The 21,447-nt window shown below is 72.1% G+C and carries 18 protein-coding genes, 1 rRNA gene and 1 pseudogene; 12 read left to right on the top strand and 8 right to left on the bottom strand.

What is annotated here, in order from left to right:
- Positions 1 to 216: 216 nt before the first annotated feature.
- From ACH4K1_RS31935 to ACH4K1_RS31910, 6 genes are all read right to left on the bottom strand, one after another.
- Positions 217 to 1,212, bottom strand: coding sequence for an NlpC/P60 family protein (locus ACH4K1_RS31935; protein WP_398093042.1), 996 nt, complete (start codon positions 1,210 to 1,212; stop codon positions 217 to 219).
- Positions 1,213 to 1,363: 151 nt separating this feature from the next.
- Positions 1,364 to 1,969, bottom strand: a complete 606-nt coding sequence (locus tag ACH4K1_RS31930) for a hypothetical protein (RefSeq protein ID WP_398093018.1) — start codon at positions 1,967 to 1,969, stop codon at positions 1,364 to 1,366.
- A complete protein-coding gene (locus ACH4K1_RS31925) occupies positions 1,966 to 4,461 on the bottom strand; it encodes an alpha/beta hydrolase (protein WP_398093017.1) in 2,496 nt (831 codons plus the stop codon). Before ACH4K1_RS31925 ends, ACH4K1_RS31930 begins: the two co-directional genes overlap by 4 nt.
- 232 nt (positions 4,462 to 4,693) lie before the next feature.
- On the bottom strand, positions 4,694 to 4,861 hold the full coding sequence (locus tag ACH4K1_RS31920; RefSeq protein ID WP_398093016.1) for a hypothetical protein: 168 nt from the start codon (positions 4,859 to 4,861) through the stop codon (positions 4,694 to 4,696).
- 383 nt (positions 4,862 to 5,244) lie between these two features.
- Positions 5,245 to 7,062, bottom strand: a complete 1,818-nt coding sequence (locus ACH4K1_RS31915) for an alpha/beta hydrolase (protein ID WP_398093015.1) — start codon at positions 7,060 to 7,062, stop codon at positions 5,245 to 5,247.
- Complete coding sequence (locus tag ACH4K1_RS31910) at positions 7,059 to 7,559, bottom strand: hypothetical protein (RefSeq protein WP_398093014.1); 501 nt, start codon at positions 7,557 to 7,559, stop codon at positions 7,059 to 7,061. Before ACH4K1_RS31910 ends, ACH4K1_RS31915 begins: the two co-directional genes overlap by 4 nt.
- A gap of 384 nt (positions 7,560 to 7,943) precedes the next feature.
- Here ACH4K1_RS31910 and ACH4K1_RS31905 point away from each other — a divergent pair, with 384 nt between their 5' ends.
- From ACH4K1_RS31905 to ACH4K1_RS31870, 8 genes and pseudogenes are all read left to right on the top strand, one after another.
- Positions 7,944 to 8,501 carry a hypothetical protein gene (locus tag ACH4K1_RS31905; RefSeq protein WP_398093013.1) on the top strand — a complete coding sequence of 186 codons (558 nt, stop codon included), beginning with the start codon at positions 7,944 to 7,946 and terminating at the stop codon, positions 8,499 to 8,501.
- Between the two features lie 327 nt (positions 8,502 to 8,828).
- Complete coding sequence (locus ACH4K1_RS31900; RefSeq protein WP_003968086.1) at positions 8,829 to 9,137, top strand: hypothetical protein; 309 nt, start codon at positions 8,829 to 8,831, stop codon at positions 9,135 to 9,137.
- A gap of 181 nt (positions 9,138 to 9,318) precedes the next feature.
- Positions 9,319 to 10,188 carry a hypothetical protein gene (locus ACH4K1_RS31895; RefSeq protein WP_398093012.1) on the top strand — a complete coding sequence of 290 codons (870 nt, stop codon included), beginning with the start codon at positions 9,319 to 9,321 and terminating at the stop codon, positions 10,186 to 10,188.
- Entirely contained in the window at positions 10,178 to 11,554 is a 1,377-nt protein-coding gene (locus ACH4K1_RS31890; protein WP_398093011.1) for a hypothetical protein, read from the top strand. Before ACH4K1_RS31895 ends, ACH4K1_RS31890 begins: the two co-directional genes overlap by 11 nt.
- Positions 11,551 to 13,101, top strand: a complete 1,551-nt coding sequence (locus ACH4K1_RS31885; RefSeq protein ID WP_398093010.1) for an SCO6880 family protein — start codon at positions 11,551 to 11,553, stop codon at positions 13,099 to 13,101. The genes ACH4K1_RS31890 and ACH4K1_RS31885 overlap by 4 nt, the downstream gene beginning before the upstream one ends.
- A 64-nt stretch (positions 13,102 to 13,165) precedes the next feature.
- The gene (locus ACH4K1_RS31880; RefSeq protein WP_228994990.1) at positions 13,166 to 14,584 is read left to right on the top strand and encodes an ATP-binding protein; all 1,419 of its coding nucleotides are present in this window, start codon (positions 13,166 to 13,168) and stop codon (positions 14,582 to 14,584) included.
- Between the two features lies 1 nt (position 14,585).
- Positions 14,586 to 16,270 (top strand): annotated as a pseudogene (locus ACH4K1_RS31875) (type IV secretory system conjugative DNA transfer family protein).
- Positions 16,271 to 16,334: 64 nt separating this feature from the next.
- Positions 16,335 to 16,550 carry an e9imm peptide gene (locus ACH4K1_RS31870; RefSeq protein ID WP_398093041.1) on the top strand — a complete coding sequence of 72 codons (216 nt, stop codon included), beginning with the start codon at positions 16,335 to 16,337 and terminating at the stop codon, positions 16,548 to 16,550.
- Between the two features lie 60 nt (positions 16,551 to 16,610).
- On the opposite strand, the gene ACH4K1_RS31865 is transcribed toward ACH4K1_RS31870, so the two are convergent.
- Positions 16,611 to 17,171, bottom strand: a complete 561-nt coding sequence (locus ACH4K1_RS31865) for a GNAT family N-acetyltransferase (RefSeq protein WP_398093008.1) — start codon at positions 17,169 to 17,171, stop codon at positions 16,611 to 16,613.
- 198 nt (positions 17,172 to 17,369) lie between these two features.
- Between ACH4K1_RS31865 and ACH4K1_RS31860 the strand changes: the two genes are divergently transcribed.
- From ACH4K1_RS31860 to ACH4K1_RS31845, 4 genes are all read left to right on the top strand, one after another.
- Positions 17,370 to 18,344 carry an ABC transporter ATP-binding protein gene (locus ACH4K1_RS31860; protein ID WP_398093007.1) on the top strand — a complete coding sequence of 325 codons (975 nt, stop codon included), beginning with the start codon at positions 17,370 to 17,372 and terminating at the stop codon, positions 18,342 to 18,344.
- Positions 18,345 to 18,376: 32 nt separating this feature from the next.
- A complete protein-coding gene (locus ACH4K1_RS31855; RefSeq protein WP_398093040.1) occupies positions 18,377 to 19,156 on the top strand; it encodes an ABC transporter permease in 780 nt (259 codons plus the stop codon).
- Between the two features lie 161 nt (positions 19,157 to 19,317).
- Positions 19,318 to 20,604, top strand: coding sequence for a sensor histidine kinase (locus tag ACH4K1_RS31850; RefSeq protein WP_398093039.1), 1,287 nt, complete (start codon positions 19,318 to 19,320; stop codon positions 20,602 to 20,604).
- Entirely contained in the window at positions 20,601 to 21,266 is a 666-nt protein-coding gene (locus ACH4K1_RS31845) for a response regulator (protein WP_398093006.1), read from the top strand. Before ACH4K1_RS31850 ends, ACH4K1_RS31845 begins: the two co-directional genes overlap by 4 nt.
- Before the next feature lie 107 nt (positions 21,267 to 21,373).
- On the opposite strand, the gene rrf is transcribed toward ACH4K1_RS31845, so the two are convergent.
- Positions 21,374 to 21,447: ribosomal RNA gene (rrf, locus tag ACH4K1_RS31840) — 5S ribosomal RNA — on the bottom strand; the annotation flags it as partial.

Genomic DNA, 21,447 nt, shown 5'->3' with positions numbered 1-21,447 from the left:
CCGCATAGCCCGGTCCGTGCGCGTGCCGTTCCCGTTCCCTGTCCAGGGAACGGCCCGGCCGTCGTGTGCGTTCCGCTCTCCACCGAATGATCACCATGACGTTATCGAAGAGTGACTCGTCGTCGCAGCTCAGGGCCCAGGCTTCACGGAGAGTTCCGGCCCCGGCCGACTGCCCGTCAAGGGCCCCCGCCACTCCGGAAGCGCGCGAGACATGGATCACCCCGCGGGCAGGTCGGTCGGCAGGGCGGCGGCGCCGTCCTTGGTGACCCGTGTCGCACCGAAGTAGTCCGGTGTGTCGATCTTGTCGAACCGGATGACCGCCCCGGTGAACGGCGCGTTGATCATATAGCCGCCCCCGACGTACAGGCCCACGTGCCGGATGGCGCGCGAATTGGTCAGGTCGTCGGAGAAGAACACCAGGTCCCCCGGGAGCAGTTCGTCCCGCGAGGGGTGCGGCCCGGCGTTGTACTGGTCGTTGGCCACGCGCGGCAGCTCGATGTCCACCGTCCGGTACGCGGCCTGGGTCAGCCCGGAGCAGTCGAACCGCCCCTGCTGCTCGGGGGTGCCGTTGCCGCCCCACAGGTACGGCGTGCCGAGCTTCTTCTGGGCGAAGTAGATGGCCGCGGCGGCCTGCCGGGAGGGCGCGACCCGGCCGACGGGCCGGGCGAAGCTCTTCTCCAGCGATCGGATGATCCTGACGTAGTTCTGGGTCTCCTTGTAGGGGGGCACCCCGCCGTACTTGATCACCGCGTACGCGCCGGCGTTGTACGCGGCCAGCATGTTGCTCGTCGGGTCGCCCGGCACCTTCTTCACGTACCCGGCGATCTCGCAGTCGTACGAGGCGGCCGAGGGGATCGCGTCGGCCGGATCCCACACGTCGCGCCTGCCGTCGCCGTTGCCGTCGATACCGTGCGTGGCCCAGGTGCCGGGGATGAACTGGGCGATGCCCTGCGCGGCTGCCGGGCTCTGGGCCCGCGGGTTCCAGCCGCTCTCCTGGTACAACTGCGCCGCCAGGAGCGCCGGGTTGATGGCGGGACAGAGGTTGCCCCACTTCTGCACCAGCCCCTGGAACCGCGCCGGCACCGCGCCCTTGGCCAGCGCCACGGCGCCGCCGCCCCCCGCACCGGCGATCCCGGCGGCGGCGGAGTACGTACCGACGACGAGCAGCGCCAGGAAGCACATGACCATGCCGACGCCGATGCCACCGAACACCCAGTATTTCCGCACCCCTCAACCATCCCCCATCGGGGCGTGCTTCAGAGCCGTTTTCGAGGGTGTGTACGAGTCATCCGCGGCACACCACCGGCGCACCTGAAGCACACGGGGGCGTCGGCGGCTCACCGGTCCCAGAGGCGACGGCCTCTCAGCCGCCCTCCGCCGACCAGAAGTCGGAGCGGACGTTGGGCCGGGGCAGCGGATAGACGCCCTCGTAGGCGGGGCCGTTCGGCTCGGAGGCGGGGGCGGCGACCTCCGACTCCTTCACGCACGGGCTGTCGGCCTCCAGGAACGCCTGTCCCTTCCCCCGGAAGGAGACGCTGACACCGAATCCGCTCCGGGTGACCGCGTAGACCGCCGGGAACTTCTCGTCCTTGTTGACGGCCTTGATCCGGTAGTCGTTCTTCCGCCAGAACGTCTCCGCGCGGTCCAGGAACGTCTGACGGCGCTCGGGCGAGACGACGGTCATGACGGCCCGGCGGCGGGTCACCCCGCAGGCGCGGGTGGTGGTCGGTCCGTGCGCCCACTGCACCTCGGGGTCGATGCCCTCCAGGACGGCGTCCAGCAGGGCGTCGGACTCCTCGGCGGCCTCCTGCATGTCCATCCCCTTCTCCTTCCCGCTTCCTTCCGCCCTCTCCTGCCCCGTGCTCACGCCGTCCCCGCGCGGCCCGCTCTCGCTCCCGCACCCGGACAGCGCGGCCCCCAGGGCCAGGACCACCGCGACGAGGGGCAGGGCCCGCTTCGCTCGCCTCACTTCGGTTCCTCCATCTTGAGCCGGTCGGCGTTGCCCGACACGATCAGGGCGATGCTGTCCGCGGACACGGCGTCGCGCTCCGGGCTGAAGTAGTTCGAGTGCGATTCCAGGCTGACACCGCCGCCCCCGACCAGCGGCGGGCCGTCCGCCACCGGGAAGCGCCGCGCCCCGAACGCCTCGCTCGCCGGATCCTTCCCGAACCACAGGTCGTCGTCGCCCGGATCGGCCAGATCACCGGCGAGGTAGGCCCCGCCGGGCCCGCCCAGGGCCAGCCCGACCCCGCCCACCACGACCTGGGTCTTCGAAGGCAGCTTGGTCACCGGGTCGTTGGCGGCCGCCCCGACGAAGACGTGCTCGCTGCCGACGCCGAGGTCCACGGCGTGGTCGACGCCGACACCGGGACTGCCGACCAGGATGATGTCGTCGACCCCGGGGATCCCGCCGGGCCGGGCCGCCGCGGCGCCCACGGTCCGGGAACCGTAGGAGTGCCCGATGGCGGTCAGGTGCGGGTCCTTGTGCTGGTTGGTCACGGAGATCCCGTCCATGAAGCCGCGGTAGGCGGCTCCGCCCTTCTCGGCGCGCCCGGTCCCCATGACGGCGAAGTAGCCCGCCACCCCGTCCCCGTCCGGCAGCTGCGGCGCGTCGTACCCGAGCCAGACGACGGACGCCGTCGACTCGTCGTACCCCTGCGCCCCGATCGCGGTGTCCCGGGCCCGCCCGACGTCGTTCTTGGCGAACTCCTCGTCGAGCGAGGTGTTGAGCCCCGGTACGTACGCCGACACGTGCTGCGAGGCGTCCGGGTTGCCGAAGGAGACGATGGCCCTCCCGTTGCCCTCGTCCCCGATCCCGATGAGGTACATCGGCGGCTTCCCGTTCTCGTCCAACTGCCGCTGGATCTCCCGCAACCCCGCCAACTGGTCGCGTGCTTTCTCGGTGTCGGCACCCTCCAGCTTGTCGATCAGCGCCGGGAGGTTGCGGCGGTTGGCGGCGTCGCGGGCGAGGACCGGGATGCCGTCGAGGTTGCCGATCCGTTCCGGGACCAGCTCGATGTACCGCTCCCGCTCCTCGGGCGAGAGCCCGTCCCACCACGCCTTGCGCCCGGCGGGCGTCGCGCCGAGCGGAATCCTCTCGCTCAGGTGCGCGCGCTCGGCGTCCCGCACCTCGGCGTCGACCCGCGCCCCGGACCCGGGTATCGCCATCCCGGCGCCGGCGCCCCCGACGGCCTTGTTCCAGTCCCAGGCCGCACCGATGTAGTCGCCCCGCGCCCACTTCTCCTGCGCGCCGCGGGTGTCGCGCCCCCACGCGTCGACGATCCTCCGCCCGGCCTCCCCCGGCCGCAGAACGGCGTCGACGACCCCCTGGACGTCGCCCCCCAGCCCGTCCCCGACCAGCCCCCCGAGGAAGCCGCCGCCGTGGGGGCCGGCGGGTCTACCCGCGTCAACCGGAACGATGAAGTCGACCGGAGGAAGGGCGGCACGGTCCTGGGGGGAGCCGGCCCCGCCCTGAGCCCCGGAAGCCCCGGAAGCCCCGGAAGCCCCGGAGACCGTACCCCCGCTACCGGTCGGCCGACCGGTGGAACCGGTGGAACCGGTGGAGCCGTCACTTCCGCTGCTCCCGCTGCTACCCCCGCTCGCGCTCCCGCCGGTGGTGGTGGCTCCTCCGGTGCCGCCGCTGGTACCGGTGCTGCCGGTACCACCGGTGAGGCTGGACCCGCCACCGCCGTCCCCGCCGGACCCACTGCCCTCACTGCCGCCGGGCCCGCTGCCCTCACCGCCGTCCGCGCCGCTGCCCGCCGGACCGCCCGTGCCGCCGCCCGCCCCGGAGGCGTCGGCACCGGCGTCGGAGGCGTCACCGCGTCCGGCGCCCCCACTGCCGCCGGCATCGGCCCCACCGCCCCCGGCCACGACGTCGCGGCCGGGCGCCGGACACGAACTGCCGGTCAGATCGCAGATCGCGGCCCGGATCTCGGCGGTGAGCTGCCTGCCGGTACCGGTGGCCATCAACCCGCCGACCAGGGCGACGACGACCAGGACGAGGCCGAGGTACTCCAAGGCGGTCTGCCCGCGGTCGCGGCGGAGCTTCATCATCCCGGTGAAGCTGAACAACCGCTGCTCGGTCCGCTGCTCCGGGCCGCTCCGGAACCACCGGCGGCTCTCCGGCCTGCACAGCAGCACGAGGACGGCCGTCGGCATCACGAGTCGCGCGGCTCCCACGAGCCCGGCCCCGCCGCCCACCTCCGCGACCGCGCCGAGGACGACCCACGCCTGCGCCCCGAGAAGCCCGTACCAGACGCGGACGCCGCCCTGAGGCACGTACAGCGACAGCACGAAGGCGGCGAACCCGGGTAACGAGGCGTAGAGCAAGAGCCCGAGGAGGTACCCGTCGACCGCGTCCACCGAGGACGCCGTCGAAAGCGCCCGGATCGCGCCCACCAGGGTGGCCACGAAGAGAACATGGAGCAGGACGAGCACCGCCTGCAAAGGCCGGGGCATCAACCGTCCGGCCGAGCCTGCCGCGGCAGCGCTTACCCCGACGCCGACAGGAACCACGCTTCTTCGTATGCCGGACAAGAGCAGTCCCCTACCTCGTGAGTGGGCGCAACGGGCGACAGGTCAGTCACTCCCTGCATGCGACCACACGGGCGGGCCCCCGCCATGGGCCCCAGGACCCAACGGGGGGCTCAAATCCTCTTCACCACACCAGAGTTGACCCGGGCAACCCGACTCACACCCCTCCGCCCGCCGCTTCGGAGGCGCCGGCGGACCAGAAATCGGAGTGGATGTTGGGGCGGGGGATGAGCTGCGCCTCCGGATCGAGGTACGCGGTGGCCGGACTGGCGGAATCGGCGACCTCGGACCTGCGCACGCAGGGGCTGTCCACATCGAAGTGCACTTGACCTTGAGCAGAAACAATCAAGGTCACTTGAAAACCATCCTGGGTCTTCGCATAGACGGCAGGGGCATCCACATCGTTATTAACGGCCGCAATGCGATACCCAGCCCTCCGCCAGAAACGATCCACAACTCCGAGAAGGCTCCCCCTTCGCTGAGCGGAAACAATCGTCATGACTGAGCGCCGCCGGGTCACAGTACAGCTTCCGGTGGTCGTAGGACCATGTACCCAGTGCACAATTGGAGCGATCTCGGTCAGAACGTCGTCAAGGATCCCGTCTGCCCGCTCCGCTGCACCCTGCATATCCAACTTTTCCTCCCGCGCCCCCATGCAACTTGTAAGGATTACACAGGCGAGGAGGGCCGTCAGCAGGCATCGAAATTTCACCGCGGCCCCTCCGTTTTGATGTTCCGTGAATGCCCCGCAACAATCAGCGCCATGTTCTCGACCGAAGTTTTGTCCACCGCCGGATCGAAGTACTCGGAATGGGCGTCTGTTGTCAGCCCTCCCCCACCGATAAGAGGCGGACCGTCTCCCACCTTGAAACGCGTCGCCCCGAAGGCTTCGCTGGACGGATCCTTGCCGAACCAAGCATCGTCGTCATCTCGATCAACCAAGCCGCCAAAGGCGCGGGCCGGCGCCGGGCCACCGAACAGCATCTGGACAGCAACTGCCGACTCGCTCCTCGACGGAAGTTGGGTCACGACATCATTCGCCGCCGCTCCGACAAACACGTGGTCGTTACCGACCCCCAAGTCTTCGGCCCTGTCTACACCGACCCCCGGGCTCCCGACGAACACGATGTCGTCGACACCAGGAATCCCCCCTGGATGCTGCGTAGCGGCGCCCACTGTTCGAGAACCGTAGGAGTGACCGATTGCAGTCATATGTGGGTTTTCATTTTCGTTGACCACCTCGATTCCATTCATGAATTCTCGGAAGGCCGCGCCCCCTTCCTCCGCCCTTCCCTTCATAGCAACATCAAGTGTTCCGAGCCCGTCCGGAGACTGCGGCGCGTCGTACCCAAGCCAGGTGATAACAGCCGCGGGTGACCCATGACGATTGGTAGAGATGGAAAGATCACGCGCCCGCTTGAGATCCCCCTCGGCGAACCCCATGTCCAACGACGTGTTCAACCCCGGCACATAAGCCGCCACATTCCGCGACGTATCCGGGTTCCCGTACGAGACGATCGCCCGGCCGTTGCCCTGGTCGCCGATGCCGAGCAGGTACATCGAGGGCTCCCCCGGCTTCGTCCCCGCCCGGAGCTGCCGGTCGATCTCCCGCAGCGCGGCGAGCTTGGTCGCCGCGTCGTCGTCGTTCAGACCCTCCAGCTTTCCGATCAGCAGTTGCAGGTTGTCCCGGTTCGCCGCGTCCCGTACCAGAGCCGGGATGCCGTCCAGGTTGCCGATCCGGTCCGGGTACACCGCGAGGTACTCCTCGCGCTGCTCGTCCGTCAGACCCGCCCACCACGTCTTGCGCTCGGCCGGGCTCGCGTCGTACGGGATGGCGTCCTTCAGGTAGTCGCGCGCCGCCTGTCGTACCGCCGCCGCGTCGGACGCGGCGTCCGTCCACGTCGCCGTCGAGACGCCGAGGCCCTCCTGCGCCTTCAACGACCGCAGGATTCTGGCGTACCGCCAGTCCGCGTCGGCCGCCGTCCGTACCGCCTGCGCCACCCGGTCCGCGATGTCCTGGGCCTTCCCCGCGTTCGGGTTGGGCGCGACGAGCCCCGAGGGGGTGACCATGCCCGGGTTCGGAACCCCGGAGGCCGTGCCGCCCGGAAGCGGTTTCCCGTCGACCAGGCCCTCGCCCGCCGCCGGATACGTCACCGAACCGTCCGCGTGCACCGTGAACCTCAGCGCGCCCGCGTCGTCCAGTGCGTCCTGCAACGCCCGCTGCTGGGCCCTGATCTCGTGGGCCAGGCTGTTCAGCGTGGTCCGGAGCAGCCCGCACTCCGTGTAGATGTACTGGAAGTTCGTCCCCAGCCTGCGCAGCCGCCGCACGGCCGCGTCGACCGCTTCTCCCTTCTGCGTTTCGCGCAGACCGGGCAGGAGCCGGCCCTCGACCCGGTCGCGGGCGGCGTCGGCGCGGTTGCTCACCCGTCCCCAGCCGTCCGCCGCCTCCTCCAACTCGGTGCACTTCACCTCGCGTAACGCCGCCCAGGTCAGCGCGGAACCCGTACCGCCGCCCCGTCCGCTCACCGCGCGCCGCCACCGCTCGGCGTCACGGAGGGCGTCCCCGGCGGCGTCACGGAAGGCGTCCTCACACTGTCGAGGCCGCTCCGCACCGCGTCGTTGGACCGGGTCTGCCCCTGGACGGCCGCCCGCATGTTCCCGGCGAGGCTTCCGCACTCGCCGCGCGCCTGGTCGATCCGGCGTTCCCACGAGGCGCGGACCGCCCCCAGTTCGGCCAGGGCGGAGAGGGCCTGGCCCCCGGCGGCCAAGCCCCGGTGCGCCGCACCCAGTTCCGCCCTCACCGGTCCGAGGTGCGTCACCAGCTGATCGGCGCCGTCGGCGGCCCGCAGCCACGGGCCGCGGCTGTGCCGGAGGTCGCCGCCCCCCGCCGCCCTCGGGCCCGGACCTGGCCCACCCGTCACCCCCGGCACGCCCACCGGCCCCAGCGACCCCGCCGATCCGGCCGGCGGCCACAGACGTCCCGAGCCGTCGTCCGGCTGCCCCGCCACGGTCACTCCACCCACGCCGCTCACCCCGTTCTCTCGATCGTGGAGCGGCACTGTGCCAAACCCGCGCTGCGCGACATGCCGTACGTCAACGTGCCGTGCACCGGGCCCCGTACGCACCCGGTCTTGTGGTTCCCGGCCAGGTGAACCGGGGAAGCCGTTCCTCCGGAGCCGTGCGGTTCACCCGAACGAAGGTCGGGTGGCCCGACGCTCCGCTCCTCCGGGCACCAAAGGCCGTGCCAGGCGCCCGCCGGCCGGGGGCCGCCCCCGTAAGGGACCCTCAACGGCCAGGTCCCCTCCCCCGCGCGGCGGAGGCCCCCTCTCCGGCCTCCTACCGCAGAACAGCGCTTTCCGGACCAGGAGCTGACGACCGGCCGCCTCCTCCTGGCCACGATGGAACGCATGCGCATCCGCGAGCGACAACCGGCCACCCCCGCACCCGCCCCTACGACCCCGTCCTCGTCCCCTCCCCCGTGGGCGGTCCGTGCGGCGCGGTTGATCCCACTGCTCGTGCTGCCGACCGGACTGTGGCGCCTGGCGATGGTGTGCGGGCTCCCCTCCGGCTACACCGCGACCGGTTTCGTGCCGTTCGAGACCCCGGGCGCCAAGGTGTGGATGCTGACGCTGAGCGTCGTCTGCGAGCTGCTCGCCCTGCTCTCCCTCGGACTGGTACGGCCGTGGGGCGAGACGTACCCCCGATGGCTGCCGATCGTGGGCGGCCGCCCCGTCCGTCCCCTGGCCGCCGTCGTGCCGGCCGCCGCGGGGGCTCTCGCGCTGACGGCGATCTGGGCCGCCATGCCGTGGTGGTGGACGTACCCCCACCCGGACATGACCCCGGCCGGCAGCCTCCTGGTCGGCATCATCTACCAGCCGCTGGTCCTCTGGGGCCCGCTCCTCGGGGCCGTCACCTTCTCCTACTACCGCCGTACGCACCCGCGTCGGCGTCGCGCGCTCCCCTGAATCGAACGGGTTGCCGACCGGCGCACCGAGGGCTCTCGAACGGCGCATACGAACACGCCGTGCTCCGCGAACGCTGCGACCGCCTCAGGAACCCATGGCCATCGTCGTTGCTCCTGGTCACACCCCGTGATACACAGAGTGACCAGGTGTGCGCAGGGAGAGTGGGACGAGCCGCAGGTCAGGGTGCCCGCCCCGGTCAAACGTGCGAGATCCGGGTAAAGAGACCCCGGAAGACGTCGTGCGAGCGCGGTTTCATCAGCGAAGATAGAAGGCGACCCGTGTCGGCCGGCATGGGCAGCGAACTACCCAACAGGGGCGGTGACTTACATGATCCTGGCAGCAGAGAAGGGCGACATCACCACCATCATCGGCGGAATCGCTCCGGACTGGGGGCCGTTCGGGACGCTGGGCAACGAGGCGCGCATCATGATCGAGGTGGTGATGGCCATCGCCATCCTCCTCTGCCTCGGCATCGCGATCTGGGGCGCGGCGAAGCAGCGGATCGGTGCGACGGCTCTGCGCGACACCTTCAGCGCGGAGCAGGGCAAGGGCCTGATCGTGGCCGGGCTGACCGGGGTCTTCATCATCGGCTCCCTGGGGACCCTGTTCACCATCGTGTACGGGATGGCCGTCTGACCCGCCGTCGACCGTCCCGCTCCGGGCCGTCCCAGCCCGCTCCCCACCGTCCGCCCGTCGTGCCCACCGGCTGAGGTCGCGTTTCCCTGATGTCGAGTCACCCCACCGCGTTCGAGCGGCAACCAGCACAGCCGGCGCCGACCTGCGCGGATCCGCACACGACCGAGGGAGCGAACGCGGCATGAGCCCCGGTGACGAGCACGACTACCGCTCCGCGGACCGGGGGGGGCGCTCGGACGACCCGTACAGCACCCTCGGCGGCACGCGTCAGACCCGCACCCGCCTGCCCGACGGCGACGCGGGCCTCCCCCAGGCCCGCCGGCCGGTGCGGACCTCCCGTTCCCTCGTGATGATCGTCGGCGTCGTGGTCCTCCTCATCGCCGCCATCGCCTTCGCCAACCGCGGTGGCGGCAGCGACGACGACGCCTCCCCGGGGGCCAAGGACCGCGGAAGCGCGGGAAGCGGCCCCACCGCGGCCACCGGCACCAAGCCCGTGCAGGGCAAGAACGGAACAATCCCCTCCGGCTTCGCCCGGGACGAGCAGGGGGCGCAGAGCGCGGCGGCCAACTACGCGGTGGCGCTGGGGTCTGCGGAGATGTTCACGAAGGAGAGCCGCCACCGGATCCTCGACGCGGTCTACGCCCCCGAGGCGGCGGACAGGCTCAGAGCGCCACAGGACCAGGCATACTCACCCGAGTTCCTCGCGCGCCTCGGCCTCGATCCGGAGGGAAACGCCCCGAAGGGCAGCACCTTCATCTCCCGGACCGTTCCCGTGGGCACCAAGGTGCTGGCGTTCGACCACGACACCGCCAAGGTGGCTGTCTGGTACACGAGCCTGATCGGCATGTCCGGACAGGATTCCACCAAGCCTGTGAGCACGACCTGGAAGACGTGGACGGCTCAGCTGTCGTGGACGGGCGGTGACTGGAAGGTGACCGGCGCCTCCGAGAGCGACGGTCCCGCACCTGTCCCCGGCGATGTCCCGGCATCCCCGTCCGACACGATCAGCAAGGTCGTAGAGGAGTACGGAGGCTTCACTTATGCCAGGTAGCCCCAAGTACCGCTTCCGTTCGGTGGCGTCCTCGCTGATCGGACTGCAAGCAGCCGCGCTGGCGTTCGCCGGACGTGCGGCCGCGGATCCGACGCCCGCCCCGACGCCGACGCCCACGCCTTCACCGAGCGCCGACGAAGAGTGCAGTCTGCTGTTCGGCGAGGTGAAGGAGTTCTGCGAGGAAGGCGACGGCGACGGCGCTCCCAGCAGCGTGCCGGGCTCCCCCGACCCCGCGGATTCCCTCGACCCCCTCTCCTCCCTCGCCCGGGGTTGCGCCGACGCCGCCTCCTGGATCGTCGGCAAGCTCAGCGAGGCCGTCGAATCCACGGCGAACGTCGACTTCACCAACCCCCGGTTCCTCCAGCAGTACGCCGTCATCTTCGCGGCCTCCACCATCCTCACCCTCGTCCTCTGGCTCCTCGCCGTGGCCAAGCGCGCCATCCGCGGCGTGCCCCTCACCACCGCGATCTCCGAGGCCGTCGGGTTCCTCTGGCTCACCGTCCTCGCCTCGGCCTTCACCCCGCTGATCCTCTACACGATCGTCTCCGCCACCGACGGCGTCACCGAGGCCATCGCCTCCGCCACCGGCGGCCAGACCGACGTCTTCTTCGGCTCGTTCGCCGAAGCCCTCGAAAAGGGCGAGGACATCGGCGGCGGCCCGATCATGCTGATCGTCGTCTCGCTCGTCTCGATCCTCGCCGCCGGCGTCCTCTGGCTCGAACTCGTGATCCGCGCCGCCCTGCTCTACGTCGGCGCGCTCCTCGGGATCGTCGTCTACGCCGGTCTCGTCGACAAGAACATGTGGGGCCACGTCCGCCGCTGGGCCGGCATCATGATCGCGGTGATCATGGTCAAGCCGGTCATCGTCATCGTCCTCGGCCTCGCCGGAGCGCTCTCCACCGGCGACGGCCCCGACGCCTTCTCCGCCGTCGTCTCCGGCCTCTCCATCATCCTGCTGGCCATCTTCGCCTCCGCCATGATCTACCGCTTCGTCCCCGGCTTCGGCGACGAGATCCAGGGCGCCCGCACCAACCGCAAGCAGGCCACCGACGGCTCCCAGGCCGCCGCCCTGATCAGCTCCCCGGCCGCCCTCGTCTCCCAGGGCATCAAGACCCACAGCGGCCGCACCGACCAGAACAGCGGCGGAGGCGCCCGCCCCGCCAACCCGGCCAGCGGCGGCGTCGCCGCCCACAGCTCCCGTGCCTCCGGCGGAGGCGGGACCGGCGGAGGCGGCGGTTCGGCCGCCCCCTCGCCCCGCAGCGGCTCCGCGCCCACCTCCGGCGCCCCCCACAGCAGCCGCTCCTCCCGAGGCGGAGGCGGCTTCGGCACCACAGGCAACTCGAGCACAGGAGGTGGAGGGCGTTGACCACCCCGTCCCACACGATGGCGCCCCGCCGCACGTACCTCATCGGCCGCGCCCGGCCGAACGCGATCATCGGCAAGAACCGTGAGACCGGCGAGATCGCCCTGATCATCGTCGGCGCGTTCCTCGGCATGATGAGCGGGCTCCTCGTCCCGGTCCTCTCGATGCGCATCGTCTGCCTCGTGGGCTTCCCGATGCTCGCCCTCGCCGTCGTGTACGTCCCCTACAAGGGCCGCACCTTCTACAAGTGGTTCGAGATCAACCGCAGCTTCAAGCGCTCCCTGCGCCGCGGCACCGCCTACCGCTCCGGCGCCATGGAAGCGGGCATCAGCGTCACCGGCCGCGAGGTCGAGATCGGCCCGCCCCCGGGCATCGGCCGGATCAGCTGGCTCGCCGCCCCCTTCGGCCCCGACGAGATCGCCGTACTCCTCCACGCCGACCGGCGCACCGTCACCGCCGCCATCGAGATCGAGGGCCCCGGCGTCGGCCTCCGCGACAGCGAGGACCAGGAAGCCCTCGTCGACCGCTTCGGCACCCTCCTCAAACACGTGGCCAACGGCGACGGCTTCGTCACCCGCCTCCAAATGCTCGCCCGCACCCTCCCCGCCGACCCCGACGCCCACGCCAAGGACGTCGCCCAGCGCGGCGACAAGAACGCGCCCGGCTGGCTCCAGGACTCCTACGACCAGCTCCAGTCCATGGTCTCCACCTCCAGCGAGCAGCACCGCGCCTACCTCGTCGCCTGTATGCACTACAGCCGCGACCTGGCCGCCGAGGCCAACGCCATGGCCCGCGCCGCCCGCCCCCACGGCGGCCGCAAGCTCGACCGCGACGCCGGCCTCGCCGTCGTCATGGCCCGCGAGCTCACCGACATCTGCGCCCGCCTCGCCGAGGCCGACATCCGGGTGCGCCAGCCGCTCGGCCAGAGCCGGCTGGCCTCCCTCGTGCACTCCATGTACGACCCCGACCACCCCATCGACCACATCCAGGCCATGACCAAGCGCAACGCCTGGCCCGCCGAACTGGACGCGGTCGAGCCCACGTTCCTCCAGGCCAAGACCCGCGAGTCCACCACCCGGGCCCCCTGGTGCCACGCCACGGCCTGGGTGAAGGAGTGGCCGATGACCCCCGTCGGCGTCAACTTCCTCGCCCCGCTCCTCGTCCACACCCCCGACGTCATCCGTACCGTCGCCGTCTGCATGGACCTCGAACCCACCGAGGTCGCCATCGAACGCATGCTGACCGAGAAGACCAACGACGACGCCGAGGCCAGCCGCCAGGCCAAGATGAACCGCACGGTCGACCCCCGCGACATCGCCGCCCACGGCCGGCTCGACCAGCGGGGCGAGGATCTCGCCAGCGGCGCGGCCGGAGTCAACCTGGTCGGGTACATCACGGTGTCGTCCCGCTCCCCCGAGGCCCTCGCCCGCGACAAGCGCACGATCCGCGCCTCCGCCGGCAAGTCGTACCTCAAGCTGGAGTGGTGCGACCGCGAGCACCACCGGGCCTTCGTGAACACGCTCCCGTTCGCCACCGGCATCCGCCGCTGACGCGGGTCTCACCCCACGACCGATACAGCCACCCGCGACAAGACCCAGAGAGGGCGCCCCCACCATGCGAGACCCCCTGTCCGCATTGTCGGATGCCTTCACCTCCTTCCTCTTCGGCAAGGTGGAGACGACCCGCCTCCCCGTCCGTACGTCCACGGGCCAGGCCCAGGCCGTCTACCTCCCCACCGCCGCCCCCGGCCTCGGCGACTCCGGCGTGATCATCGGCCGCGAGGTCTACAGCGGCAAGGGCTACATCTACGACCCCTTCCAGCTGTACGGGCAGCAGCTCCCCGCCCCCCACTGGCTCGTCCTCGGCGAGTCCGGCAACGGCAAGTCCGCGCTGGAGAAGACGTACGTGCTGCGCCAGCTCCGCTTCCGCGACCGCCAGGTCGTCGTGCTGGACGCCCAGGGCGAGGACGGCGTCGGCGAATGGAACCTCATCGCCCAGGAGCTGGGCATCACCCCCATCCGCCTGGACCCCGCCGCCGCGCTCAACGGCGGCATCCGCCTCAACCCGCTCGACCCCTCCATCACCACCACCGGCCAGCTCGCCCTGCTCCGCACGATCATCGAAGTCGCCATGGGCCACGGCCTCGACGAACGTTCCGGTTTCGCGCTGAAGGTGGCGCACGCCTTCGTCACCACGACCATCACCGACCGCCAGCCGGTCCTGATGGACATCGTGGAGCAGCTGCGCCACCCCGAGCCCCGGTCGGCCGAGGCGATGAACGTCGACATAGACGATGTACGGGCCTGGGGCCTGGACGTCGCCCTCGTCCTGGACCGGCTGGTCGACGGCGACCTGCGCGGCATGTTCGACGGGCCCACGACCGTCGGCATCGACCTCGACGCGCCCCTCATCGTCTTCGACCTCTCGCACATCGACCGCAACTCGATCGCGATGCCGATCCTGATGGCCATCGTCGGTGTCTGGCTGGAGCACACCTGGATCCGGCCCGACCGCAAGAAGCGCATCTTCCTGGTGGAGGAGGCGTGGCACATCATCAACTCCCCCTTCGTCGCGCAGCTGTTCCAGCGCCTCCTGAAGTTCGGGCGTCGGCTCGGACTCTCCTTCGTCGCCGTCGTCCACCACCTCAGCGACGTCGTGGACGGGGCCGCGGCGAAGGAGGCCGCCGCCATCCTCAAGATGGCGTCCACCCGCACGATCTACGCCCAGAAGACGGACGAGGCCAGAGCCACCGGCCGGGTCATCGGTCTGCCCCGCTGGGCGGTCGAGATCATCCCCACCCTCACCCCCGGCATCGCCGTCTGGGACGTCAACGGCAACGTCCAGGTGGTCAAACACCTGATCACCGAGGCCGAACGCCCCCTGGTCTTCACCGACCGCGCCATGACCGAGGGGTCGACGGACGACCAGCTTCCCGAGGACATCCGCGCCGCCGAGCTGGAGGCGGAGCAGCGGGCGGCCCGGATCGAGCACCAGCAGCGGATGAACGAGTCGTCGCAGTCCACGGTGGCCTGACATGGCACGCCACCCGGTAGGGGGCCGGGGCCCGGCCCCCTACGACGGACCCGAGGGGAACGGGGGCGGCGGAGGCATCCCGGACGGCCTGCTGATCGGCCTCCTGGGCTTCCTCCTCGCCGCCACCCTGGTCACCTGGACGGCCACCGGCCTCGCCGGCCTCCTCGCCCACGGGGGCTGGCCGGACGGCGTGTCGTTCACCCGGGCCCCGCTCGCCCTGCGCGAACTGGCCACCTCCCCCCAGGACCTCGCCGCGGCCTGGCCGGAGACGCCCCGGGCCCAGCTCTCCGGGCACGGCCTGTTCTGGGGCCTGTTCATCGGTGAGCTGATGGTGCTGCTGGTCCTCACCGTGTTCACGGTCGGCGTCGTGGCCCGCGGCCGGTCCGTACGGGAACGCCGCCGCGAGGAACGCGCCGCCGCCCGCGCGACGCCGTCCCCGGCCCCGCGGACGACCACGCCGCCCCCACCGGCCGCGGCACCGCCCCCCGACGCCGTCCCGGGCCTTCCGGCCACCGACCACGCCGCCCCGCACACGCCCGCCGCCCCGCACGCAACCGCCGCCCCGCACACGCCCGCCGGCCCCCACGCGTACGAACACGCGCCGACGCCGTCACCCGCGCCCTCCCACCCCTCCGCGTACGCCCCCGCCCCCGCCCCCACGCCCGTGTACGCGCCCGTGTACGCGCCCCCCGGCGCGGGCCGGCCATCGCCCCCCGGCGCCCCCGGCGGCGCCCCCTCCGTCCACCTCCCCTCCCCCCGCGCCTCCCTCCTCGTCCACGCCCCCGCCGCCGCCCGGCGCCCCACCGCCGTGCGGGCCGTCCACGACGCCGAGGGCCCCACGGTGGTCGTCACCTCGGACCCCGCCGTCTGGGCCGAGACCAAGGACGCCCGCGGCAAGCTCGGGCCGGTCCTCGTCCACGACCCGGGCCACCTCTGCGACACCCCGGCCCGCCTACCGCCGGGTGCGAGCTGCCCGACACCGCCGCCTCCCGCGCCGCCGCGCTGCTCGCCCCGGTACGCCCCCGGGCCAGGGTCGACGCGGCGGTGGCCGACACCGCGCAGACGCTCCTCCAGTGCTGGCTGCACGCCGCCGCGGTGGACGGCCGCCCCTTCCGCCAGGTCCTCCGCTGGGCCTCCGGTTCCGGCGCCCACGAACCGGTACGCCTCCTCCGTACGCACCCCAAGGCGGCCTCCGGCCTCGCCGGGCTGCTGGAATCCGCCCTCACCGCCTATCCCGAACGGCGGGAGGTGGCACAGGAACTGACGGTACGGGCGTTCGCCGCCCTGTCCACGGTGCACATCCGCGAGGCATGCACGGCGAACCGCGCCGATTCCCTCGCGTTGGATTCTTTTGCCGCCGAAGGGGGAACGCTCTACTTGGTGGGCGAATCCATCGAGGATCCCCGCTCCCGCCCCGGCGCGATGCCCCTCCTCACCGCGCTGGTCGCAGACGTGGTCGAGCACGGCCGCCGCATGGCCGCACGGTCACCCGCCGGCCGGCTCGACCCACCAATGACGTTCGTCCTCGACGACGTCGCGGCCGTGGCGCCCTTTCCCCGGCTCCCCGAACTGCTGGCGACCGGCCAGGACCGCGGCATGCCCGCCCTGGTGCTGCTCCGCTCCGAGGAACAGGGCCGCGCCCACTGGGGAGACCGGCTGCGCCCTCCCGCCCCGGGCGCCGGCTGATGCCCCTCTCCGGCCGGCCCCACCGCTCGCCGGGCTGGAGCCGAGGGGACGGGGCGCCGTGACGATGAGCCGGGCCGAAGCGGTCGCACGCGTGGAGCGGATCGTGGCGGGGGACTACGCGTCGGAGGACGAGCTCCACGGAGGGCTGGAAAGCCTTGACCGAGCACTGGCCCGTCCGTCGGGCTACGTCAGCGACCTGATCCACTGGCCGCCGGAGGGCGAGCTCACGGCCGCCGGGGTGGTCGACCGGGCCCTGGCCTACCGGCCGATCGCTCCGTGACCGAGGGCGGCGCCGACGACGGGAAGTCCCGGCCACGCCGGCCCGGTCCGCCGAAGCGCCCTACCCCTCCCGCCCCAGGACGTACTCCAGCTCATGCTCGCCCCGGCCGCCCGGGGCGGCGATCTGCCGGCCGGACGGGCGGAAGCCGAACTTCCGGTAGAAGGCGGCGGCCCTCGGGTTCTTCTCGTGCACGTGGAGGCGCACCCGCTCCATCCGGGGGTCGGACAACGACCAGGCCCACGCGACGGCCCCCCGGAACAGCGCGTCTGCCACCCCGGTCCCCCGCACCTCGGGGCGGACGAACACCCCCACCAGGTGCGCCTGGTCCACGGTGACGGCCTCCCCGAACCGCGGCTCCTCGTCCGGACTCTCGACGAGTACGGTGACCGTCCCCACCCAGTCGCCCTCGGGCGACTCCGCGACGAACTGCCGGACCCACCGAGCCCCCTCCTCGGCGGCATCGGCCGTACGCCCCTGCCAGAAGGCGTCCGGTCGCGCCACCGCGTCCTCGTACGTCTCCAGGAACGCCACCGGGGCCGCCGGGTCCTGCAGAGCATCCAGCCGCAGCTTCCGGGCCTGCGGCCACTCGTCGGCCCGCACGCCACGCACTACATAGTCCATGTCCTGATCTTCGCCCCCGCCCTCCGCGCATTCAACCGACTAAAACCGCCGCCACCGGCCCCCCGCCCGACGCCCCACTCCGCCGCACCCCACCGCACCGGTGGCAGCCCCCGCCGTCGTACCCCGGTACTACCGCCCGCCCCACGCCCCACCCCCGGTCGGACGACCCCGTCCCGGCGGCTCCGTAGCGTCGGGCGCATGATCAGAGCCCACGGCCTCACCAAGCGGTACGGCGACAGAACCGTCGTCCAGGACCTCGACTTCACCGTCCGCCCGGGCACGGTCACCGGCTTCCTCGGCCCCAACGGCGCCGGGAAGTCCACGACCATGCGCATGCTGCTCGGCCTCGACAGCCCGACCCGCGGCCGCTCCACCGTCAACGGGCGCTCGTACGCCACCCACCCCGCACCCCTCACCCGGGTCGGCGCGCTGCTGGAGGCCCGGTCCGCCCATCCGGGGCGGTCCGCGTTCCACCACCTGACGGCCCTCGCCCACACCCACGGCATCCCGCGCCGCCGCGTCGAGGAGGTCATCGACCTCGCCGGGCTGACCGGCTCCGCCCACCGACGGGTCAAGGGCTTCTCCCTCGGCATGGGCCAACGGCTCGGCATCGCCGCCGCGCTCCTGGGCGACCCCGCCACCGTCCTCCTCGACGAACCGGTCAACGGCCTGGACCCCGAGGGCGTCCTGTGGATCCGCACTCTCCTCACCTCGCTCGCCGCCGAAGGACGTACGGTGCTCGTCTCGTCCCACCTGATGAGCGAGATGGCCCTCACCGCCGACCACCTGATCGTCATCGGTCGCGGGAGGCTTCTCGCCGACACCACGGTGGCCGAACTGGTCCGCTCGGCGGGCGGGGCGTCCGTCAAGGTCGTCACCCCGCGGGCGGCGGAGCTGACCACCCGCCTCACCGCCCCCGGGGTGACCGTCACCACCGCCCCCCGCGTCCCCACCGCCGACGCCCCGGCCCGCGAACTGCGCGTCCGGGGAGCGGACGCGGCCCACATCGGAGCCGTGGCCGCCGCACACGCGATTCCGTTGCACGAACTCACGCCGCAGACCGTGTCGCTGGAGCAGGCCTTCATGGACCTCACCCGGGAATCGGCGGAACACCGCCCGCGACGACAGCCGCGGCCCTCGACCGTCCCCACCCCCACCGGAGCCGCAACGTGAGCACGACCCGTCCCGCCCCGCCCGTCGCACCGATGCCGCCCGCCTCGCCGTACCGGATCACTCCCGCCCGCGTCCTGCGCTCGGAGTGGCACAAGCTCCTCTCCCTGCGCTCCACCTGGATCACCGTCGTCCTCGCAGTCGTCATGGTCCTCGGCGTCGGCCTGGTCATGGGCGGCACCTACACCTCCGGAGGCGGCGACTCCGACGTCGACACCGTCGTCCTGACGCTGTACGGCAGCATGCTCGCCCAGCTCTTCCTGGTCGTCCTGGGCATCCTCATGACCGCCGGCGAGTACGCGACCGGCACGATCCGCTCCTCGCTCACCGCCGTGCCCGCCCGGCTTCCCGTCCTGTGGGCCAAGGCCGCGGTGTTCGCCGCGACCGCCTTCACCGCCATGTTCGCCACGGGACTGGTCACGTTCGCGGGGGCCCAGGCGTTCCTCCACGACACCGACCAGGCGGCCTCGCTCACCGATCCGGGCGTGCTGCGCGCCGTGGCGGGCAACGCTCTCGCGCTCACCCTCATGGGGCTGCTCGCCCTCGGCCTCGGAGCCCTGCTGCGCTCCGTCCCGGGTGCGATCGGCGCGTTCATCGCCGGAGTCGTCATCCTCCCGGAGATCCTCGGGATGCTTCCGTACGACCTCGTCGAGCGCGCCATCCAGTACTTCCCCACCCAGGCCGCCGGAGCCCTGGGTTCCGCCACTCCCGTCCCGGGCACCGCCGCCCCCGGCCCCGCCCTGCTCGCTCTGTCCCTGTGGACGGGTACGACACTGGGCGCGGCAGCGGTGGCGCTGAAGCACCGCGACGTCTGACCCCCGAGGAGGGCGACCACGTGAGCACCCGGAGGAGCGACCGGTCCAGCACCCGGTCCGGCACGCAGGCGAGCGACCCCGTACGCACGCGGGCGGGCGGTTCGGCCGGCGTTCCGTCGAAGGCCCGGGGCGCCGGCACCACGGCCCCTCCCCTCACCCGGATCGTCCAGGGGGCCCTGGACCGGCTCCGCGCGTTCGACCGGAGCCGCCCGCGGGTCTGGGACGCGGCGGTGACCGGGTTCTGGGTGGTGGCCGCGGTGCTCGACTACACCTCCGGCGGCTGGCGGACCACCGCGCACGAGGATGTGACGGCCCCCGAGTACCTGGTACTCCTGATGAGCCTCGGGTTCTCGCTGCCGCTGCTGTGGCGGCGCACCCACCCTCTGGCCGTCGTCCTGCTCATGACCCCGATATCCCTCGTCAACGTCTGGACGGGGGCCGTGGTGCAGGCTTCGCTCCTCCAGCTGGTCCCGGTCTTCCAGCTCGTCCTGCGCTCCTCGTTCCGTACGGTCGGGGCGGCGGCCCTGCTGTTCGTCGTCCCGGTCCTGTCCGCCGGTGTCCGCCTCCTCCCCGGCTGGGGCCAGGAAATGGTCTCGTACCTCTGGGGCCTGGTCTTCACCGTGCTGCTGGGGATCGCGGTACGCACCCGGCGCGAGTACACCGAGGCCCTGGTCGAGCGGGCCCACCGCCTGGAACACGAACGCGACCAGCAGGCCCGGCTCGCGGCCGCCGCGGAACGCACCCGCATCGCCCGGGAGATGCACGACATCATCGGCCACAACCTGTCCGTCATCACGGGCCTCGCGGACGGGGGCGCGTACGCGGCCCGCAAGAGCCCCGAACGTGCGGGTCAGGCGCTCGAAGCCATCGGCGCCACCAGCAGGCAGGCCCTGTCCGAACTCCGCCGCCTCCTGGGCGTCCTGCGCGACGACCTCTCCGACGCCGAACGCGCCCCGCAACCGACGCTCGACGAACTGGCGCCCCTCATCGACCGGGTACGCAGGGCGGGCCTGCCCGTGCGCCTGGAGCTCCACGGCGAACCGGGGCCCCGGACGCTCACCCCGGGCCGCCAACTCACCGTGTACCGCGTGGTCCAGGAAGCCCTCACCAACACGCTCAAGCACGCCGCACCCGCCACGCCTTCCGCCGCCTCCGTGCCGGGTCCGGGCGCACCCGGCGAACCCCACCGGCCACCCCTGTCCGCGACGGTCGCCCTCACCTACACCCGCACCCACCTGGACGCCCGCATCACCGACACGGGCACGGGGCCCGGCCCCGGGGCCGGGCCGTCCGCAGGGGGCGGGGAAGCCCCCGCCCCACCGCAGGGCATCATGGGCATGCGCGAACGCGCCGCGCTGTACGACGGCACCCTCGAAGCGGGACCGCTGCCGGAACGCACCGGGTGGCAGGTACAGCTCCGCCTTCCCCTGGAGGAGACGCAGCCGTGACGACCGTACTCATCGCCGACGACCAGCCCATGCAGCGTTTCGGCTTCCGCATGCTGCTGGAGAGCCAGGACGACATGACGGTCGTCGGCGAGGCCGGCACCGGCACCGAGGCCGTCCGACTGGTCGCCCGCCACCGTCCCGACGTCGTGCTGATGGACGTCCGCATGCCGGACCTGGACGGGATCGGGGCGACCCGCCGCATCATCGCGTCGGGCGCCCCCAGCCGCATCCTGATCGTCACGACGTTCGACCTCGACGCCTACGCGTACGAGGGTCTGCGCGCGGGCGCCAGCGGCTTCCTGGTCAAGGACGCCCTGCCCGAGGAACTCCTCGCCGGCCTCCGTGCCGTGGCCGCCGGCGACGCGGTGGTCGCCCCGGCCCTGACGCGCCGTCTGCTCGACGCCTACGTCCACCACCTCCCGGCCGTGCCCGGCGCCCCGGCTGCCTCGGACCCGCGGATCTCCGCACTGACGGAACGCGAGCGGGAGATCCTGACGGTGATCGGCCGGGGCTGGTCCAACACGGAGATCGCGACCCGTCTCCACTTGGCCGAGTCCACGGTCAAGACGCATGTGACCCGCATACTCGCCAAAACCGGCGCGAGGGACCGCGTGCAGGCGGTGATCCTGGCGTACGACACCCGCCTGGTCACCCCCGGGTGATCGGCTGGAGGCGAGGCGGCGGAAACTCGGAAGACCGGGCGGGGGGAACGGGTGGTGAACGCAGAAAAGCCCCGTGCCACAAGGCACGGGGCTTTCCCACAATGATTGTTCGGCGGCGTCCTACTCTCCCACAGGGTCCCCCCTGCAGTACCATCGGCGCTGAAAGGCTTAGCTTCCGGGT

Origin of the sequence: Streptomyces sp. NPDC017448 (genome assembly GCF_044330565.1) — a bacterium.
In the GTDB taxonomy this organism is placed as follows: domain Bacteria; phylum Actinomycetota; class Actinomycetes; order Streptomycetales; family Streptomycetaceae; genus Streptomyces.
Note: the sequence above shows the minus strand (reverse complement) of the source record. Positions and strands in the feature narration are given on the sequence as shown.

Bases quoted from the DNA above. Each gene is read 5' to 3' on its own strand.
- ACH4K1_RS31895 (WP_398093012.1), top strand. From the start codon at position 9,319: ATGAGCCCCGGTGACGAGCACGACTACCGCTCCGCGGACCGGGGGGGG.
- ACH4K1_RS31900 (WP_003968086.1), top strand. From the start codon at position 8,829: ATGATCCTGGCAGCAGAGAAGGGCGACATCACCACCATCATCGGCGGA.
- ACH4K1_RS31865 (WP_398093008.1), bottom strand. From the start codon at position 17,171: ATGGACTATGTAGTGCGTGGCGTGCGGGCCGACGAGTGGCCGCAGGCC.
- ACH4K1_RS31905 (WP_398093013.1), top strand. From the start codon at position 7,944: ATGCGCATCCGCGAGCGACAACCGGCCACCCCCGCACCCGCCCCTACG.
- ACH4K1_RS31870 (WP_398093041.1), top strand. From the start codon at position 16,335: ATGAGCCGGGCCGAAGCGGTCGCACGCGTGGAGCGGATCGTGGCGGGG.
- ACH4K1_RS31860 (WP_398093007.1), top strand. From the start codon at position 17,370: ATGATCAGAGCCCACGGCCTCACCAAGCGGTACGGCGACAGAACCGTC.
- ACH4K1_RS31880 (WP_228994990.1), top strand. From the start codon at position 13,166: ATGCGAGACCCCCTGTCCGCATTGTCGGATGCCTTCACCTCCTTCCTC.
- ACH4K1_RS31890 (WP_398093011.1), top strand. From the start codon at position 10,178: ATGCCAGGTAGCCCCAAGTACCGCTTCCGTTCGGTGGCGTCCTCGCTG.
- ACH4K1_RS31855 (WP_398093040.1), top strand. From the start codon at position 18,377: ATGCCGCCCGCCTCGCCGTACCGGATCACTCCCGCCCGCGTCCTGCGC.
- ACH4K1_RS31925 (WP_398093017.1), bottom strand. From the start codon at position 4,461: ATGCCCCGGCCTTTGCAGGCGGTGCTCGTCCTGCTCCATGTTCTCTTC.